The sequence below is a fragment of the Georgenia muralis genome (genome assembly GCF_003814705.1).
GTDB classification, from domain to species: Bacteria; Actinomycetota; Actinomycetes; order Actinomycetales; family Actinomycetaceae; genus Georgenia; species Georgenia muralis.
Window position 1 is genome coordinate 3,822,211 of the sequence record NZ_RKRA01000001.1, and the last position, 18,391, is coordinate 3,840,601.

Sequence of the window (18,391 nt, forward strand, 5' to 3'; positions counted from 1 at the left end):
GTCAGCGCTCGACGAGTGCCAGCACCCGGGCGGGCGAGCCGGACCCGCCGACGATCTTCAGCGGCGAGGTGACCAGGACCCCGCCGGTCGCCGGCAGCCGGTCGAGGTTCGTCAGCTGGGCGAGGCCGTACTTGCCGTTGCCGAGGAGGTACGAGTGGCACGGGAACGGGGGCTCGAACCCCGCTGCCGCGCCCGCGTCGGTGCCCACGGTCTCCACGCCGAGGCCGATGAGCGGGGTCTCCTCCGCGATCCAGCGGGCGCAGTCGGCGGACATGCCCGGGCTGTGCGGGCCGTCGTCGTCCTTGTTGATCATGTCCTGCTGCGTGGTCCGCGCCGACCACCCGGTGCGGCACAGGAGCCAGCCGCCGTCGGGCAGGGGACCGTGCTCGGCGGCGAAGGCCTCGACGTGCTCGCGGGTGATGACGAAGTCCGGGTCCTGCGTGACCTGGCCGGTGACGTCGAGGACGACGGCGGGTGCCACGAGCTGCCCGGCCGGGACGGCGGCGATGTCGGCCCCGTCCCGTCCGGTGACCCAGTGGACAGGGGCGTCGAAGTGCGTGCCGGTGTGCTCCCCGGTGCGGAAGTTGTTCCAGTACCAGGCGGGCCCGCGGTCGTCGTAGCGCGAGATCTCCTCGAGCCGGAAGGACGCGGTCTGCCCGAACTGCTCGGGCAGCTCGAGGATCGGCGTCTCGGCGGCCAGCGGCGCGGTGAGGTCGACGACCTCCACCGTGCCGGACCGCAGGGCGGCGACGAGGTCGGCAAGCAGGGTCATGGGTGCTCCTTCGCAGGTGGTTGCCGCACAGGGTGGCACACCGGGCACGGGGCGGGCAGCGCATCGCCGGGTGCGTCGTCGGTCACCGGTACCGCCCCCCTGGTGGCCGGCGGTCACCGTCGGAGCGGGCGGTCAGTAACGTTCAGCGTCGGAGCCGGCGGTCGCCGGCCCGGCCCGGGGGGAAGCAGTGAGGGACGAGCAGGCGGCGGACGCGGGACACGCCGGCGACGCCGCACACGTGGCGGACGCCGAGCACCTGGACCGTGCCCTCCGGCTGGAACGGCTCACCGTCGCAGCCCGGGTCGACGCCGCAGCCCGGGCCGGCGTCGTCGGTCACGATCCCCAGGACCTGCACCACGCTCTCGCCTTCCTCGACGTGCTCGACCTCCGCACCCTGACCGAGCTCGAGCGCGAGCTCGACCGGCCGGACAGCATGGTCACCCGACCTCCGGGGACGGCGCCCGGTCTGGCCGCTTTCCTGGGCCGGCGCTACGCCGCCTCGATCCCCGCGTCCCGGTACCACCCGAGTACCTCGGTCCCGGAGCTCGCGGCCCGCCTGCTGGACACCCTGGTCTTTCGTGAGATCGGGCTCGCGCACGGCACGACGATGTTCGGCCGCGCCGTCGCCAGGGTGAAGGACGCCCTCGGGCTGCCGCCGAGGGACAGCCTCGCGGCGACCGGGTTCGCCGAGTACGGTGCGCCGGCGGTGTTCCTGCTGCTCGACGTCGCCGCGTCCTTCGCCACCGTCCAGCTGACCAGGACCTCCGCCCACATCACTGCGTCCATGGGCTACTCCGGCATGGACGCCTACGCCGACGCCCTCGACGCCTGCCACTTCATGACCGTCCCCTTCGCGCGCCACCTCCTCAGGTGGCGGCCGGCCCCGGACGCGCTGGTGTCCACCATGCGGCGCGGCCGGTTGGACGGTCTCGGCATCTCGCCGACCGACATCGACGAGGACCGGTTGCTCACCGAGCTCGCGGTGCTGCGCGTCCGCCTCCCGGAGCTGAGCGCCCCGTACTCGTCCTGGCACGGGCCCGGAGCGGTCCGACGGCGACCGCGGGCAGGAGCGGGGCCGGAGGACGAGGTGCGCAGGGCGTTCGTGGTCGCCCCGGCCGACGGCGACGCGCGCACCGCCGGCCACGCCTTCCAGCAGCGCCTCACCCGCCGGAGCTGGACCGTTCGGGCGCGCGAGCGCCGTGCCCGGCTCGCGGTCGCCGCCGCAGCCGCCGCGATGGCGCTGTCCTCGACGCCGGCGTGGACGACGGCGCAAGCGGTCTCGCTCGGCCAGGTCTTCCTCGCCGGGCTGGTAGGAGCCGTCGGGGTGCTTGCGTGGGCGGCACTGCTCGCTGACCGAGAGGAGGACTTCTTCCGCACCGCCGCGACGCTCAGCCGTTCCACCGTGCTGCAGGGACGCCGTGACGCCGCACTGGTCTCCGCCCTGCGCCTCCTGCGGCCTGATGACCTCGCCCGGAACCGGGACGGCGGACTCGGGCGGACCGTCACGGTCGCTCTCGAGCGGGAGGGTGTCGTGGTGCTCGGCCGTGGGTGGCAGCCGGTCGCAAGGTTCCACTGGCTGCACGTCACGCGGATCAGCGCGCCGACCGTGCCGGCGCCGCCCGCCGCGACATCATCCGAGCCCCACCCCGCGCCGTCGCACGGCCGGACCGTGCACCGGGTGGACTTCGTGATCCGCCGGGACGGCCCCGACGTTGCGGTTTCCCTGCCGCTCGAGCGGGCGAAGGTGGCCTGGACCCAGCGGAGCTTCGTCGAGACGAACCCCCTCAAGGCTCTGGTCTCCGGCATGGAGTCCGCGCGGTACGGCTGGGCTCTCTCCCCCGCCGTCGCCGTGCCGGGTCGCCCGGACGCGAACGAGCGCATGCGCTTGCTCACCGGCGTCGACCCGGTGGCCGGGACCCGGTACGAGAAGGAGGCGCTCGACTGGGAGTTCGGCCCGCGACCCCGGCCGCCGGTGAGGGCGCGCCGGAGGCAGGCAGTGCTTGGGGCCCTCGTCGTCGCCGCAATCGTGTGGGCCGTGGTGGCACCCGTGCTGGCCCTGGTCGCGAGCTAGCCCGGCGCCGGAACTCACCGGACGTGTCCGATAGGCGGTCGGGCTCAGCCCGGTCAGGTCTGTTCGTCACCGTGCGCGTCGTACCGGCGCCGGCGCCATGTTCGTGGGAACACCATCGACATGAGGATTGCGGCCGGTCATGGTCTCGGGGCATGCCCTGGACAGCGCTCCGGCCTGGTCGCATGATGACAGGACAGCACCCAGCCCAGGAGCAGAGATGACGGCAGTCTGGGGATATGACCCGGCCCAGGCCGGGGTCGACCAAGCACGGAGCCGGCTCGAGCGAGCAGAGGTCGAGCTGACCGACGAGGCCGCCGAGCGGGGCCTGGAGATCGCGCAGGATGCGCTGCACGACCTGACGACCGCGCCGCCGGCTCCGGCGACAGAGCTCTTCGTCGAGCAGGTGGTCGTGGCGGTCGCGATGCGGGAGCGGTACCACGAGCCGGATCTGCAGCGGGTCGAGGCGGCGGCGTACCTCGGAGTCGCGCGTTGGTTCTTCAACAGCCTCTGGCACGACCATCCGTGAGTCGACGGCCGTGACTCGGCAGCGCGCCGGAGACTTCTCGCCGCAGGACTGGCCCAACTCTCGCCGCCATGCGCACTACAAGGTCCGGTCGGAGACGTCGTTGCGGCTGCTCGCAGGTGTGGGCGGGCTGTCGGTGATCGGTACGGGTGATCTCGCGGGCAACAATCTGAACGTCTGGTGGGCAGCCGTCGTGGTCACCCTCCTCCTTGCCGCAGGTGGCTGTCTCGGGATGAGCTGGTCCACCTTCGGCCACGGCGAACGCGTCCTGAAGAGCGCCATGGACAAGGACAGCACGCTCAAGGACAGCGCATGGGTGAAGGGGGACCGGTACGACCCGGAACGCGGTGAAGCCCTCTACCGCGCGGGAACCATCCTGATCGCACTGGCTGGGGCGTGCCTGGTGATTGCCTTCTGGTGGAGTGCGGTCGCGACCGTGGCCTAGCCACCCGCTCCCGCTGCACGAGCGTCAGCGCCCACACCGCGCCGGCGAGGGCGATGCCCGCCGCGACGCCGAAGGCCCACGGGATCCCGGCCGACTCGGCCACGACGCCGAGCAGCATCGGCCCGAGACCGATCCCGAGGTCGATGGCCGCGCTCGCCGTTCCCGACGCCGCTCCGCGCTCGTCCGGGCCCGCGAGCGCGAAGATGGCGGCGAACAGTGCCGGGGTGCTGAACGTGATGCCCAGCCCCATGACGGCCGCCCCGACCACCGCACCGAACGGCGTCGGCCACAGCGCCACGAGCCCGAGCCCGGCCGCCATCGTCGCGACCGCGGCCGTGGCGAGCCGCAGCGCCGGGAACCGGTCGGGCACCCTGGCGAAGAGGATCCGGCACGTGACGACGACGATCCCGTAGGTCGCCAGCGGCAGGCTCGCGTTAGACATGCCGACCGACTCGGCGTGCAGCGCGGCGAAGGCGAGGAACCCGCCCATCGCCACCATGGAGGCGAGGAACACGAGGCCCACCGGCACCGACGCCCGGTGGACGAGGTGGCGCTCCGCGGGCTCCCCCGCCCCGTCGGGTCCGGCCGGCACCGCCGGGCGGGTCTCGCCGATCCCCGCCGCCAGGGCGGCCGAAGCGGCGGCGAACGCCGCGGCGGCGAGCCAGGCGGTGGTGAACCCGGCGGCGCGGACGAGCAGCTCACCCAGCGGCGGGCCTGCGGTCAGGCCGAGGTAGAGCCCGAGCGAGTTGTAGCTCATCGCCTCCCCGATCCGGCTGGCCGGGGCGAGGTCCATGAGCGCGGCCACCGCCGCCACGAAGAACGCCGCCTCCGCCAGGCCCAGGACGAGCCGGAGCCCGACGACGCCTCCGAGCCCGCCCGCGAGCGGCGTCAGCGCCATGCACGCCGCGCACAGCAGCGCTCCGGCGACGAGCGACGGGCGCCGACCCCTCGTGTCGGCCACCCGGCCGGCGAACGGCCGGGCCACGAGGGCGACCACGGCGAAGGCGCCGAACGCCAGCCCCGCGGCGGCCGTGTCCGCGCCGAGCGGACCCGTCACGTACAGCGGCAGCGCGTAGATCGCGACGCCGTCGGCGGTGAAGTAGGCCAGCTCGGCCAGGCCCAGCATGACGAAGGGCCGGGTGAACAGGCGCTCACGGGAGGCGGTGGGAAGGGTGCCGGTGGTGGTCATGCCGCCAGCGTCGTCCCGTGCGGCGCCCCGCACATGGGTAGACCTACCCGGGTCCGAGCAGCCCGTGCTCCATCGCGAACAGGGCGGCCGCGGGCCGGGTGCTCACCCCGATCCGCAGGTAGATGTCCTGCACGTGGTGCTCGGCGGTGCGCGGGGAGACACCGAGCCGGTCGCCGATCTCGCGGTTGGTCAGGCCGCGGGTGAGCAGGCGCAGCACCTGGACCTGGCGGTCCGTCAGCCCCGCGGCGCCGGCGGGCCTCGCCGCCCGTTCATGGCCCGCGGCGCGCAGGACGGCCGCGACGGCGTCGGGGTCGAGGCAGCCCGTCCTCGCCTCCGACCGCAGGCGCCCGGCCGCGGCGTCGGGGGTGAGCGCGGCCCGGTGGGGCCCCTCCTCGACGCCGGAGCGGTACCGGTCGGCCGCGGCGAGGACCCGGGCGGCCATCGACAGGTCCGCGGCGCGCAGCCCCCGGTGGTAGCCGGTCCCGTCGCACCGCTCGTGGTGCTGCGCGGCAACCAGGGCGACGTCGGCCAGCGCCGGCGAGCGGGAGAGGATCCGTTCGGTGTAGTACGGGTGGAGGCGGGCCTGGTCGCGCTCGGCGGCCGTGAGCGGTCCGGACTTCGTCCAGATCCGGCTCGAGACGCCCACACGGCCGAGGTCGTGGAGGTGCCCGGCGATCCGCACGCGGTCGGCGCCCGGCAGCCCGACGATCTCGGCGGCGTCGCCCGCGAGGTCCGCCACACCTGCCGAGTGGCCGTGCAGCCAGGGACTCTTGAGGTCGACGAGGTGGCCGAAGGTGCGCGCGACGTCCGCCAGGCCGCGCTCGTCGACGAGAAGGACGGGGTCGGGCTCGACGGCGAGGGCCGCCTCCAGGGGGTCGAGCGTTGCCGCAGTGGACGGGAGCCCGCTGCCCGCGGGCCTGCCGGGCGCGCCCGACGCCGGCGCGAGGGGGTGCCCCGGCAGCTCGACGAGCCCCTCGAGCAGGCCGACGTCGAACGCGGCGACGACGGCCGGGTCCAGGTGGGTGCCCGCGCGCCGCCGCAGCTCCGTGAGCGCCGTCTCCGGTCCGGCGTGGAGGGCGAGGAGGACGGCGGTGCCGGCGACGTGCATGATCCGGGTGGTGATCGGGATCTGTTCGCCCGCCACGTGCGGCTGCCCCTTGCCGTTCCACATGGCGGTGACGTGCGCGAGCGTCTGCGCGACGGCGTCGCCGAGGCCCAGCCGGACCGCGGCGTCGCGCGCCACCTCGCACGTGGCGGTGGGCGGCGTCTCGTCCCGGGCGCTGCGGACGGCGGTGAGGAGGGTCTGCGCGCGTCCGCGCCCCGATGCGGCGCTCACCGCGGGGACGAAGGTGCGCAGCACGTCGGCGGGCCGCTCGACGTCGGCGAGGAAGCTGTACCGGACGAGGGAGATGTCGTCCCCGAAGAGCCGGGCCGCCTCGTAGGAGGCGGCGGTGCAGCCGAGGTGCTCGAGGAGGGAGGCGTAGAGGACCACCCGTGCGTCCTCCTCGGGGCGGCCGAGGGCGCGCGCCAGCCGGACCGCCACGACGGACCGGGTGAGCGACTCGTCCAGCGGGGAGCCGGACCCCAGGTCCATCGCGCCGGACAGCCCGCCGAGGATGGCCAGCAGCCGGATCATCAACCCACGGTGGCACCGTCGGCCTGCGGCCACAACGGGTCCCGCCGCTGCCGGCCGGGCGCATCGCCGCCGGCCTGCGGGCATGCCGATCAGCGAAATCGTCGCGCGGCCAACCCTCGGCGCGCCTCAGCCGACCGTCACGGTCGCCGTCAGGGGCGTGTCCGCACTCGAGGTGCCCACGTGGACGGTGTACTCCCCCGGCAGCACGACGAAGCCGTGCGTGCACGCGTCCCACACCGACAGCGGGTGGTGCGTCGCCCCCGGGTCGACGACGACCCGCACCCGCTCCGACGCCCCGGGCTCGAGCCGCACCTTCGCGAAGCCGACCAGCCGCCGCGGTGGCTCGGCAGCCGCCTCCGGCAGGCCGAGGTAGACCTGGGTCACCTCGGCGCCCGCCACGTCCCCGGTGTTGGTCACGGTCACCTCGACCGTGAGCGGCGACGTCCCGTCGCCCGTGGTGGGGCGCACGGCCAGGTCCGAGAGCTCGAACGTCGTGTAGGACAGCCCGTGCCCGAACGGGAAGAGCGGCGTGATCCCCTCCGACTGGTACCAGCGGTAACCCATCCGCAGACCCTCGGTGTAGCGGATGACCGGGTAGCCCGCGCCCTCGTCCGTGCCGGGGTACCGCTCGGGGTGCCCGGCGAACGGCGTGTCCGCCCAGTCGCGCGGGTAGGTGGTGGGCAGCTTGCCGGAGGGGTTGACGACGCCGAGAAGGAGGTCGGCGACGACGTGCCCGTCCTCCGAGCCCTGGTTCCACACCTCGAGCACGGCCGGGACGGCGTCGATCCAGGGCATGAGGACGGGGTTGCCGTCCTTGAGGACGACGACGGTGCGGGGGTTGACCGGGCCCACCTCGCCGATGAGCCGGTTCTGGTCGTGGAGCATGCTGGCGTCGTCCTGGTCGGCGCCCTCGGTGGCGACCAGCCCCGCCATGATGACGACGGCGTCGGCGGCGGCCGCCGCCCTCCTGGCCTCCTCGAGGTTGGACAGGTCGTCGGCCACCGTGACCTTGCTCAGGGCGACGGTGGAACCGAGCCCGTCGAGGACCTCCCGCAGCCCGTCCATCGGCCGCACGGTGTACAGGGGGTCCACCTTCGAGCTGCCGCCGCCGCCGAGGCAGGCCTCGTCGACGAAGGTGGTCTGCCCGACGACGACGATGCTGCCCACCCCTTCCAGCGGCAGCGTCCGGTTCTCGTTCTTCAGCAGCACGGCGATCTGCTCGCCGATGCGGCGGGAGACCTCGCCGTTGCGCCGCGCGTCGATCTGGCCGGGCGCGTAGGGCCGCTCGAACTGCCCGAGCCGGAACATCTGGGTGTACCGGCGCACCAGGGCGCGGTCGACCGTCTCGATCTCCAGACTCGTGTCGTGCAGGGCCGCCTTGACGTTGGCCTCGTTGAGCCACTTGGCGTCGGGCATCTCGTGGTCCATTCCGGCGTTGATCGACGGCGCCGCGGACCGGCACGACCAGAAGTCGGACTGCACGTACCCCTCGAAGCCCCACTCCTCACGCAGGACCGTGTGCAGGAGGTAGCGGTTCTCCGTCGCGTAGGTGCCCCGGACCCGGTTGTAGGCGCTCATCATCGCGGCGATGCCGGCGTCCTTGACGAGCATCTCGAACGGCAGGAGGTACAGCTCGCGCAGCGTCCGCTCGTCGACCTCGACGTCGGTGCGAAAGCGCTCGTACTCCTGGTCGTTGACCGCGTAGTGCTTGCCCATCGCGATGACGCCGTGGTCCTGGATCGCCCGGGCGACCGCCACGCCCATGACCCCGCTGAGGTAGGGGTCCTCGGAGAAGTACTCGAAGTTCCGACCCGCCGTCGGGAGCCGGTGGAGGCACACCCCGGGGCCCTCGAGCACGTGCTGGCCCAGCGTGGCCGCCTCGTCCCCGATGACGGTGCCGTACTGGTGGGCCAGCTCGGGGTCGAACCCGGCCGCGAGGCCGATGGTCATCGGCAGCGCGGTGGCCGGCGGGCTGGGCGTGCCGTCACCCATCCCGACCCCGACCGGTCCGTTGGTGATGCGGAAGCGCGGGATGCCGAGCTCCTCGATGCCGGCGACGTGCCGTTCGATGCGGATCTGGGCGGCCAGCTGGTCCATGTCCGCACCGCTCTCGGCCGCCTGCGCGGTCAGCGCGTAGATGTCGATGGTCTCCATCGCCCCGTGCAGCTGGGCGATCTTCTGCTCCAGCGTCATGGCGGCGACCAGCGCCCGCGCCCGGTCCCCGGGGGGCGACGTCGTGTCCGTCCAGGGCCGGTCCGAGGCGGTGGCGGTGGTGTCACTCGACATGGTCATCTCCCTGGGGTCACGGCGGCGACGACGACGGCGCCCACGTCGATCAAACTCCTTGCGAGGTCCGGGCGCGAGGGGGCGGCGCCGGTCTGACGGGATCTCGAGCACGGTAGCCCACGGAAACCTGGGCACGGGAGCCTGCGCGGACTAGCCTCAGGACATCGGGCTCGACGAGGAGGTCGGCATGTCTGACGGCACAGCCGGAGCAGGTCCGGACCGCGCGAGGGATCCCGGGACCGACAGGCCCGTGATCACCATCTTCGAGCACTACGGTGCCGGCGCCACCACCGTGGGCCGCCGGGTGGCGGAGGAGCTGGGCCTGCCGTTCCACCCCCAGGCCTTCAGCTCCGAGGACCTCGAGGCGGGACCCGACGCCGTCCTGCGGAGCAACGCGGTGCTGGCGACGGTGTACTCGACAATGGGTGGCGCCTACGGCGGCTTCGAGGGCCGCGACGTCGTGGCCACCCAGCAGCAGAAGTACGACCTGGTCATGGACAACAACCGGGCGGTGTGGGCCGAGGCCGCGGAGGGCGGCGTCATCCTCGGACGCAACGGCGCCGTCATCCTGGCCGACCGGCCCAACACCGTGCACGTGCTGCTCACCGGCGACCGCGAGGACCGCATCGCCCGCGCGGCGAGCGAGGCCGGCATCACGACCGACCAGGCCGCCCGGCGTCAGGAGCGGGAGGACCAGGTGCGTGCCGAGATGTCCAAGACCCTGTACGGCTGGGACCCGCGCCTGCCCGACCGGTACGACCTGGTCATCAACACCAGCCGGATCCCGCTGGACGCCGCCGCGGACGCGATCGTCCACGCCGCGCGCGTCACGACGCGCTGAGGGCTCATCACCGCACGTCCACGACGAGGAGCTGACGACCATGGATTCCGCCGTCCCCGCGACCGGGGTGCTCACACCCCGCAAGCTCACCACGCGCAACTACCTGGCCTACGCGGCGGGCGACGCGGCGAACAACCTCTCCTTCACGATGGCGGGGTTCTTCCTCATCCTCTACTACACCAACGTCGTGGGGATCGAGGGCGGCGTCGTCGGCACGATGTTCCTCGTCGTGCGCTTCGTCGACGCGTTCACCGACCTCTTCGCCGGCCGCGCCGTCGACGCCAAGAAGCCGGGCAAGCTCGGCAAGTTCCGTCCCTTCGTCCTGTGGTTCTCCCTGCCCCTGCTGCTCACGAGCATGGCCATCTACTCGGCGAAGACGTTCTTCCCCGACATCTCCGGCGCCGCCGCGGTCGCCTACATGTACATCACCTACCTGCTCATGGGGTCGGTCTTCTACACGCTGGTCAACATCGCGTACGGCTCGATGGCCCCCGCCATCACCCAGAACCCGCTCGAGCGGGGGAAGCTCGCGGCGTTCCGCGGCTACGGCGCCTCGATCGCCATCCTCGGGCTGGCGTTCGCCATCGCCCCGCAGATCCGCGCGAACGTCGGCAACCCCGAGGCGCTGCAGCGCTCGCTCTTCCTCACCACCGCCGCGTTCGTCGTGATCGGCATGGCGCTGTACCTGTTCCTCGTGTTCAACACCCGCGAGCAGGTCGCCCGGCCAACGTCGCCGGTCTCGATGAAGGACAGCCTGCGCACCCTCACCACCAACAAGCCGCTCCTGTGGCTCTCCCTCGGGGCGGTCCTGTTCCTCACCGCGGTGACGGCGCTGAGCACGCTGGGCTCCTACATCGCCATCTACGTCCAGCAGGACGCGCAGTTCATCGCCTGGAACATCCTCGCCCAGACCCTGGCCATCCTCGTGGTCGGGCCGCTGATCCCGGTCATCGTCCGCACCATCGGCAAGCGCGCCGGCTACGTCTCCTTCAGCGCCGTCACGATCGTCGGCGCCGCCGTGCTGGCGTTCTCCCCGCTCGGCGACGTCCCACTCCTGGGTCCGGTGGCGTTCCTCCTCATGGGGCTGGGCATCAACGGCGTCAACACCCTCATGTGGGCCCTCGAGGCCGACACGGTCGAGTACGGCGAGTGGCGCACCGGCAACCGGACCGAGGGCACCACCTACGCAGCGTTCTCCTTCACCCGGAAGATGGGCCAGGCGCTCGGCGGGTTCGTCGGCGGCTTCGCCCTCACCTGGGCGGGGTTCAGCGCCGCCCGGGCCGCCGGCGGCGAGACCCAGGAGGAGGGGGTCGCCGAGGCGATCCAGCTGTGGGCCGGCGGCATCGTCGCGACCTTCGCCCTGCTGTCGCTGCTCGTCATGGTCTTCTACCCGCTCACCGAGGCGAAGTTCCGCGAGATCACGGCCGACATCGCCGCCCGCCGCGCCACCTCGGCCCGGTAGCCCCGCCCGCCACCGAGCACGGCGCACCCGCTGACCTACCGCGACCACCGACCGACCGAAGACAACGACGACGACGACGACGAAGGGGAGTCCCATGCTGCGCCCTCAGGACACCGCCACCCGGGAGAGGAAGCGGCTCGACGGCCTGTGGAGCTTCGCCCTCGACCCCGACGGTGCGGGACGCGGCGCCCGCTGGCACACCGGTCCGCTGCCAAGCGCGTCCGTGATGGCGGTGCCGGCCAGCTTCAACGACCTCGTCACCGACCCCGCCGTGCGGGACTACTTCGGCGACATCTGGTACCAGCGCAGCGTCCGCGTGCCCCGGGGCTGGGCGGACCAGCGGGTGGTGCTGAACCTCGAGTCCGCCACGCACCGGGCGGTGGTGTGGGTCAACGACACCCAGGTCGCCGAGCACGAGGGCGGCTACACCCCGTTCGAGGCCGACATCAGCGACCTGGTCACCCCGGGCGAGGAGGTACGGATCACGGTTGTCGTCAACAACACGCTGAGCTTCCAGTCGATCCCACCGGGCGCGATCGAGGAGACCTCCAGCGGGCGGAAGCAGCGCTACTGGCACGACTTCTTCAACTACGCCGGCCTGCACCGCTCGGTCTGGCTCTACAGCACCCCCCGCAGCCACGTCTCCGACATCACCGTCGTCACAGGACTCGACGGCACCACGGGCACGGTGCAGTACACCGTGGAGACCGCGGGCGGGGCCGACCCGGACGGCACGGGCCGCGGGTCCGGCGCGGAGGTCGCCGTCGTCCTGCGCGACGCCGACGGCGCGGAGGTCGCGCACGGCACCGGCACCACCGGCACGCTCACCGTGCCGGACGTCCACCGGTGGGCACCCGGTGACGGCTACCTCTACGACCTCGAGGTCCGGCTGCTCGACGGCGCCGCGACGGTGGACAGCTACCACCTCAAGGTGGGTGTGCGGACCGTGGAGGTCCGCGGCAGCGAGTTCCTCATCAACGGCGAGCCGTTCGCCTTCAAGGGGTTCGGGATGCACGAGGACCACGCCGTCATCGGCAAGGCGCACAACGACGCCCACCTCGTCCACGACTTCGAGCTGCTCCGCTGGATCGGCGCGAACTCCTTCCGCACCTCCCACTACCCCTACTCCGAGGACGTGCTCGAGCACGCCGACCGCCTCGGCGTCGTCGTCATCGACGAGACCGCCGCCGTCGGGCTGAACATGGGCCTCGGTGGCGGCATCTTCGGTGGTCAGGGCTACACCACCTTCTCCCCCGACACCGCCAACGACGCCACCCGGGAGGTCCACGCGCAGGCCATCCGCGAGCTGGTCGCCCGGGACAAGAACCACCCGTGCGTCGTCCTGTGGAGCATCGCCAACGAGCCCGAGTCCGAGACGGAGGCCGCGGAGGAGTACTTCCGTCCCCTCTTCGACGTCGCGCGGAGGGCCGACCCGACACGGCCGGTGGGGTTCGTCAACGTCATGCTCGCCCCCCACGGCACGTGCCGCGTCTCCCAGTTCGGCGACGTGCTCATGCTCAACCGGTACTACGGCTGGTACGTCAACACCGGCGACCTCGCCGCGGCCGAGCACGACTTCAAGGCCGAGCTGGACGCCTGGGCGGGCGACGGCAAGCCCATCATCATCACCGAGTACGGCGCCGACACCTACCCCGGGCTGCACAGCCTGGTCCCCGAGCCGTGGTCCGAGGAGTACCAGGTCGCCTACCTCGACATGAGCCACCGGGTGTTCGACAGCGTCGACGCCGTCGTCGGTGAGCACGTGTGGAACTTCGCCGACTTCGCCACCACGTCCGGGATCATGCGGGTGGGCGGGAACAAGAAGGGCGTCTTCACCCGGGACCGGCAGCCCAAGGCCGCTGCCCACGCCCTGCGCAGGCGCTGGCGCGGCGGGCGGTAGGAGCACGACACGCCGGCGCGGACCCCTCGGAGAGGACCGCATCGGCGCGGACACACCACCGGGACGCGGCGCTACACCGAGGACGCGGACTGCAGCTCGAGCCGGGCGGCGTAACCCTCGGCGAAGCGCCGCACGCCGTCCCACTCGGTGTAGACGTGGTCGCGGGAGATGTCGGTGTCGAGGCTGCCGGGCTTGTCGCTCGCGATCTTCTTCATCATGTGCCGCTTGACGAAGCCGTACTGCGTGTAGAGCAGCGCCCCGCCGAAGATGCCGACCGTGCCCGGCCGCCAGCCCGTCTCCTGCTCGAACTGCTCGACGTAGCCCTCGGCCTCCGGCGGGTCGCCGTAGGCAGCGAGGCTGACCGAGAAGAACGCCGCGGGTACGCGGGCGAGCACGTCGTGGTTTCTCTGCGCGAGCTCGACCACGTGCTTGTCGTGCTTGCCCATGTGGATGGACGCCCCGAGGATCACGCCGTCGTAGCCGTCGGGTATCGCGCCCCGGGCGTCCTTGACGTCGACCTTGGTGATCTCGTGGCCGCGGTCACGGAGGACGTCGGCGACGACGTCGGCGATCTTGGCCGTCTGGCCCTCGGTCGTGCCGTACGTGAGGAAGACCTTCACGATTGCTCCTGTCGGTGGTGGCGGTGGCCGGGACGCGGCCCCTCGACGGCGACGCCGTCGAGGAAGCGCTCCAGCGTGCGGAACGACGCTCGGGCGGCCGGTGACCAGCGCGTGCCGACCAGGTCGAACATGTGGTCGGTGTGCGGCAGGTAGACGGCGCCCACCGGCACCCCCGCCCGTTCGAGCGCCTGCTCGAGCTCGCGGACGGCGCCGACCGGCGCCATCTCGTCGTGGGTGCCGTGGAGGAGCAGGGTCGGCGGGCAGCCGCGAGCGACGTGGCTCAGTGCCGAGACCTGCTCGTAGCGCTCGGGGACCTGCTCCGGGGTGCCGCCGACCAGCCAGTCGCACCGGCCGGCGCACGTCATGAGGCCGAGCCGGAGGCGGGTGGCGTCCGCACCGAACAGCCTCCGGAGGGCCGGTGGCGGCGGAGCGGTCCAGTCCGGCTGCGGGTCGTCGGGGTGGCACTGCTTGTCCTGGCCGGCGTGGGCGTACAGCGCCTCGAGGCTCACCTGCCCGTACAGCGACACGACGGCGCGGACCCGCAGGTCGTGGCCCGTCAGCTCGGCCGGGGTGAACGCGGGGTCGTCATCGGTGTACGCGGCGAGCAGCGCGAGGTGACCGCCGGAGGACCCTCCGGCGACGACGATCCGTTCGGGGTCGACGCCGAGCTCCGCGGAGCGGGACCTCACCCAGGCGATGGCCCGCTTGGCGTCGGAGACCATCCCCGGGACGTCCGTCTCGGGGAAGAGCCGGTACGCGACATCGACCACGACGTGTCCACGGGCGGTCAGGTACCGGAACATCGGGCGCGTGCCGAGGTCCTTGTCGAGGAAGTAGTAGGCGCTGCCGTGCAGGTAGACGACCGCGACGCCGGACGGCGGCACCCCGGCAGCCGGCTGCCAGAGGTCACAGAGCAGGGTGCGATCGGTACCGGGCACGGTGGCGAAGGGCACGTCGCGATCCACGCGCGGCTCCGGGGCGCGGCGTCCGCGCCTCCCCACCGTGCCGTCCGCCCGTTCGCCCCGGTGTGGACCGAGCGCTCCCGAGAGGTCGGTGCTCGCCGCACCGGTTCGGACCGCGGCGGTGATCGCGGCGGCCGCCGCGACGCCCGCAGGCAGGGCGATCGGCCACGATCCCGCGACGAACCCGACGACCGCGAGGGCCGTCCCCGCGACGGCGAGCAACGGCACGTGGCCGACCGCCAGGACCTTCGGCACGAAGAGGTAGATCCCGACCGGTCTCCACCGGAACGGGACGTAGAGCAGTGCGACCCACAGAGCCAGGACGACCGCGAATGCGGTCGCGACCACGGTCATCGGTGCGACCTTCCCGGGAAGCGCGTCGGGCCCACCGTCGACGGCGCACGCCGAACCGCTCCCATCAGCTCCATCGTCCGCCGGTCAGCAGTGGTTCGGCAGAGCCGTTGGTCCCGCGAGACCGCACCTCGCGAGACCTCTCGACCTCTGCCGGGACAATGGGCTGCATGACCGAGCTCGCCGACGCCGTCCTGCCGCTCATCCGCACCCGCGCCGATCTGCACCGCCGGGCGGCCTCCAACGCCCATGGCCGGCAGATGCACGACGCCGTCGACCTCCTTGAGCAGGCCGCCGGAACCGAGGACCCGGCCGGCCTGTACGCCGTCACGCACAAGGCGCTCACCTCGGCGGTGAAGGTCATCGCCCGCGCAGACGACTCCAGCGGCATCATCGGCGACGCGTGCCGCCGTCTCCTCGCCCTGCACCCCGTGCACGCGGCGGCGGCCGGCGTCGCGCCGGGCAGGATCGTGGACTGGATGATCCGGTTCCAGTTCGCCGGCGACGTCGACTACTTCGAGATCGACCCGGTCGCCTACGCACCGGCGCTCGGCGAGCAGGGTGTCGCGGCGTACCGCGACCGGCTCGCGGAGATCCGCGCGGGCCTCGGGCCCGAACCGGCCGACGGCGAGTGGTGGCGGTCGGAGCGCTCGCACGAGTGGTTCACCCTCGACCACAACGCCCGGCGCCTCGCGGTGCTCGACCGCGACGTCGAGGAGATCGTCCGTACCCACGCCCGGGACCAGAGGGTCGCGGTCTGGCTGCAGGACACCGCCGAGGCGCTGGAGGAGATCGGCGAGATCGACCTCGCCGTCGACTGGGCACGTCGGGCGACCGAGCACGACCGCGGCCACCAGTCGCTCACGGCCGCGCGCTACTGGTGCGGACTCCTGGCCGCCCACCGCCCGGACGAGCTGCTGGAAGCGCGGTTGCAGGTGTTCCGCACCTGGCCGTCGGCGACCTCGGCCGGCCACCTGCTCGCCGATGCCGAGGCCGCATGGCCCGACTACCGCGACGAGGTTCTCGACCGGCTCGCGGCGGACCCGCGCGAGGCGGTCCTCTTCGCCCTCCTCGGTCTCGAGGACGCCCGGCTCGCCTGGAACCTCGCGCACAAGCTCGAGCTGCGCGACGTCGACGCCTGGGACCGACTCGTCGAGGCGTACGAGCGCGTCGACCCGCGTGCCGTGCTGCCCGTCCAGATCGAGCTCGTCGAGGCCGCGCTCGTGCAGGCGGACGCACAGCAGTACCGGCTCGCGGCTCGGCGCCTGAAGAGGATGCGCACGCTCGCCCGAGGGACCGACGACGCCGCCGCCGTCGACGCGTTCATCGCCTCGCTCCGGGTGGAGCACCGGCGCCGGCCGCGGTTCCAGCAGGAGCTCGACCGGGCCGGCCTTCCGTGACGGAAGCGCATCTTGTCCGAGGTGTCTCCCTGCGAGCACCATGGAGCCAACGACTCCACGACGGAGCGGTACATGGCACGCACCGCTCGCCCCCGACCGCCGGGAGTCGTCGACCGCATTCAGCGCACCCGCTCGCGCCGGTACAGCGCCCGCGCCCACAGGTAGCCCGCCACCGCGACGGCGAGCGACCACCCCACGGCCCAGGCCGCCGCGGCGCCGTCGGGAGCGCCCTGGAGCAGCCCTCGGACGGTCTCGATGATCGGGGTGAACGGCTGGTACTCGGCGAACCAGCGCACCGCCGTCGGCATGGTCTCGACGGGGACGAACCCGCTGCCGAGGAACGGCAGGAGGATGAGGAACATGGGCGTGTTGCTCGCCGTCTCCGCGCTCTTCGAGAGCAGCCCGAGCGCCACGGACAGCCACGTGAGGGCGAACGCGACGAGCGTGAGCAGACCCAGCAGGGCGAGCCAGTCCAGCGGGCCGGCCGCGGGCCGGAACCCGATGAGGAGGCCGACGACGAGGAGGACGAACATCGCGAGCAGGGACTGGATGACGCTGCCGAGCACGTGACCGGCCAGGACCGAGCCCGGCGAGATGGCCATGGTCCGGAACCGAGCGATGATGCCCTCGGTCATGTCCATGGCCACCGAGATCGCGGTCCCCTGGGCGGCGGCCGCGGCCGTCATGACGATGATCGCCGGCGTGACGTAGTCGACGTACACGGCGCGGCCGGCACCGCCTGCTTCGGCGCCACCGATCCCGGCGCCGAGCGCCCCGCCGAAGACGTAGACGAAGAGCAGCAGGAACACGATCGGCATCCCGACGAGGATGACGGTCATGCTCGGGTACCGGCGCATGCGGCGCAGGCTCCGGCGGAGCATGGTGGCGGAGTCGTGCAGGGCGAGCGGGACGGCGGTCATGGTGCGACCTCTCGGGTGGGCGTGGGGGTGGTGTGCCCGGTCAGGGCGAGGAAGACGTCGTCGAGGCCGGGGCTGGCGACCTCGATCCGATCGGCGACGACGCCGGCGCGCTCGGCCTCGTCGAGGACGACGCGCAGCGACTCCAGGTCCGGCGTGCGGGCCAGGCTGACGGTCAGCGCCTCGACGTCGGCGACGCCGTCGGGGAAGGCCGCGGCCGCCGTCGCCAGGGTGGGTCGGTCCGCGAGGTGCAGGCGGACGCTGCCGCCGGGGACGAGCCGCTTGAGCTCGGCCGGGGTGCCGTGCGCGACGATCCGGCCGGCGTCGAGGACGGCGACGCGGTCGGCGAGCTGGTCGGCCTCCTCGAGGTGCTGGGTGGTGAGCAGGATGGTCACGCCGTCCGCGACGAGGCTGCGGACGACGTCCCACATGGCGTGACGGCTTCGCGGGTCCAGTCCGGTGGTGGGCTCGTCGAGGAACACCACACGGGGCTCGCCGACAAGCGTCATGGCGAGGTCGAGCTTGCGCAGCATGCCGCCCGAGTACGTGGAGGCGGGCTTGCGCGCGGACTCCGTGAGGTCGAACCGGGCGAGGAGGTCGGCGCTGCGGCGGCGCCCCTCCGCACGGGGGAGGTGGTGGAGGTCGGCCATGAGGTGGAGGTTCTCCCCACCGGTCAGCAGAGCGTCGACGGCGGAGAACTGGCCCGTGAGGCCGATGGCGGCGCGGATCCCGTCGGGGTCGTCGTCGAGGTCGTGCCCGGCCACGCGCACCGTCCCGGCGTCGCGCGAGAGCAGCGTCGAGAGGATGTGCACGGTGGTCGTCTTGCCGGCCCCGTTGGGGCCGAGCAGCGCGAGGACGGTCCCCGCGGGGACGACGAGGTCGATGCCATCGAGCACGAGCTGCTCGCCGAACGACTTGCGCAGCCCCAGGGCCTCGATGGCCGGGCTGGTGGGAGTGGGCATGGCTGATCCGTCTCAGTGTGGGCAGGCTGACGCCGGCCCGGGCGGGCAGGCGGG

At 72.8% G+C, this 18,391-nt stretch carries 14 protein-coding genes; 6 read left to right on the top strand and 8 right to left on the bottom strand.

Features of this window, described 5'->3' with window-relative positions:
- Position 1 precedes the first annotated feature (1 nt).
- Complete coding sequence (locus EDD32_RS17270; protein ID WP_123919495.1) at positions 2-772, bottom strand: cyclase family protein; 771 nt, start codon at positions 770-772, stop codon at positions 2-4.
- A 187-nt stretch (positions 773-959) separates the two neighbouring features.
- Here EDD32_RS17270 and EDD32_RS17275 point away from each other — a divergent pair, with 187 nt between their 5' ends.
- Complete coding sequence (locus EDD32_RS17275; protein WP_123919497.1) at positions 960-2,843, top strand: hypothetical protein; 1,884 nt, start codon at positions 960-962, stop codon at positions 2,841-2,843.
- A 217-nt stretch (positions 2,844-3,060) separates the two neighbouring features.
- On the top strand, positions 3,061-3,369 hold the full coding sequence (locus EDD32_RS17280) for a hypothetical protein (protein WP_123919499.1): 309 nt from the start codon (positions 3,061-3,063) through the stop codon (positions 3,367-3,369).
- Between the two features lie 296 nt (positions 3,370-3,665).
- On the opposite strand, the gene EDD32_RS17285 is transcribed toward EDD32_RS17280, so the two are convergent.
- From EDD32_RS17285 to EDD32_RS17295, 3 genes are all read right to left on the bottom strand, one after another.
- Positions 3,666-5,000 (bottom strand): MFS transporter, encoded by a 1,335-nt coding sequence (locus tag EDD32_RS17285; protein WP_123919501.1) that lies wholly within the window; start codon positions 4,998-5,000, stop codon positions 3,666-3,668.
- 43 nt (positions 5,001-5,043) lie between these two features.
- Complete coding sequence (locus EDD32_RS17290; RefSeq protein WP_123919503.1) at positions 5,044-6,636, bottom strand: HD domain-containing phosphohydrolase; 1,593 nt, start codon at positions 6,634-6,636, stop codon at positions 5,044-5,046.
- A gap of 126 nt (positions 6,637-6,762) precedes the next feature.
- Positions 6,763-8,922 carry a beta-glucosidase gene (locus EDD32_RS17295; protein ID WP_123919505.1) on the bottom strand — a complete coding sequence of 720 codons (2,160 nt, stop codon included), beginning with the start codon at positions 8,920-8,922 and terminating at the stop codon, positions 6,763-6,765.
- A 250-nt stretch (positions 8,923-9,172) separates the two neighbouring features.
- On the opposite strand from EDD32_RS17295, the gene EDD32_RS17300 reads away from it, so the two are divergent.
- The 3 genes from EDD32_RS17300 to uidA all read left to right on the top strand — a co-directional run bounded on the left by EDD32_RS17300 (position 9,173) and on the right by uidA (position 13,125).
- A complete protein-coding gene (locus EDD32_RS17300) occupies positions 9,173-9,763 on the top strand; it encodes a cytidylate kinase-like family protein (RefSeq protein ID WP_170175342.1) in 591 nt (196 codons plus the stop codon).
- Between the two features lie 40 nt (positions 9,764-9,803).
- Positions 9,804-11,225 carry a glycoside-pentoside-hexuronide (GPH):cation symporter gene (locus EDD32_RS17305; protein WP_123919509.1) on the top strand — a complete coding sequence of 474 codons (1,422 nt, stop codon included), beginning with the start codon at positions 9,804-9,806 and terminating at the stop codon, positions 11,223-11,225.
- A gap of 94 nt (positions 11,226-11,319) precedes the next feature.
- Positions 11,320-13,125 carry a beta-glucuronidase gene (gene uidA, locus EDD32_RS17310; protein ID WP_123919511.1) on the top strand — a complete coding sequence of 602 codons (1,806 nt, stop codon included), beginning with the start codon at positions 11,320-11,322 and terminating at the stop codon, positions 13,123-13,125.
- A gap of 71 nt (positions 13,126-13,196) precedes the next feature.
- On the opposite strand, the gene EDD32_RS17315 is transcribed toward uidA, so the two are convergent.
- Positions 13,197-13,745 (bottom strand): flavodoxin domain-containing protein, encoded by a 549-nt coding sequence (locus EDD32_RS17315; protein WP_246006202.1) that lies wholly within the window; start codon positions 13,743-13,745, stop codon positions 13,197-13,199.
- On the bottom strand, positions 13,742-15,061 hold the full coding sequence (locus EDD32_RS17320) for an alpha/beta hydrolase (RefSeq protein ID WP_123919513.1): 1,320 nt from the start codon (positions 15,059-15,061) through the stop codon (positions 13,742-13,744). The genes EDD32_RS17315 and EDD32_RS17320 overlap by 4 nt, the downstream gene beginning before the upstream one ends.
- Positions 15,062-15,228: 167 nt before the next feature.
- Between EDD32_RS17320 and EDD32_RS17325 the strand changes: the two genes are divergently transcribed.
- A complete protein-coding gene (locus EDD32_RS17325) occupies positions 15,229-16,458 on the top strand; it encodes a DUF6880 family protein (protein WP_211338879.1) in 1,230 nt (409 codons plus the stop codon).
- A 119-nt stretch (positions 16,459-16,577) separates the two neighbouring features.
- Here EDD32_RS17325 and EDD32_RS17330 read toward each other — a convergent pair whose 3' ends face one another.
- Together EDD32_RS17330 and EDD32_RS17335 are read right to left on the bottom strand one after the other, a co-directional pair.
- On the bottom strand, positions 16,578-17,378 hold the full coding sequence (locus EDD32_RS17330) for an ABC transporter permease (RefSeq protein WP_123919515.1): 801 nt from the start codon (positions 17,376-17,378) through the stop codon (positions 16,578-16,580).
- Entirely contained in the window at positions 17,375-18,337 is a 963-nt protein-coding gene (locus tag EDD32_RS17335; RefSeq protein WP_123919517.1) for an ATP-binding cassette domain-containing protein, read from the bottom strand. Before EDD32_RS17335 ends, EDD32_RS17330 begins: the two co-directional genes overlap by 4 nt.
- Between the last annotated feature and the right edge of the window lie 54 nt (positions 18,338-18,391).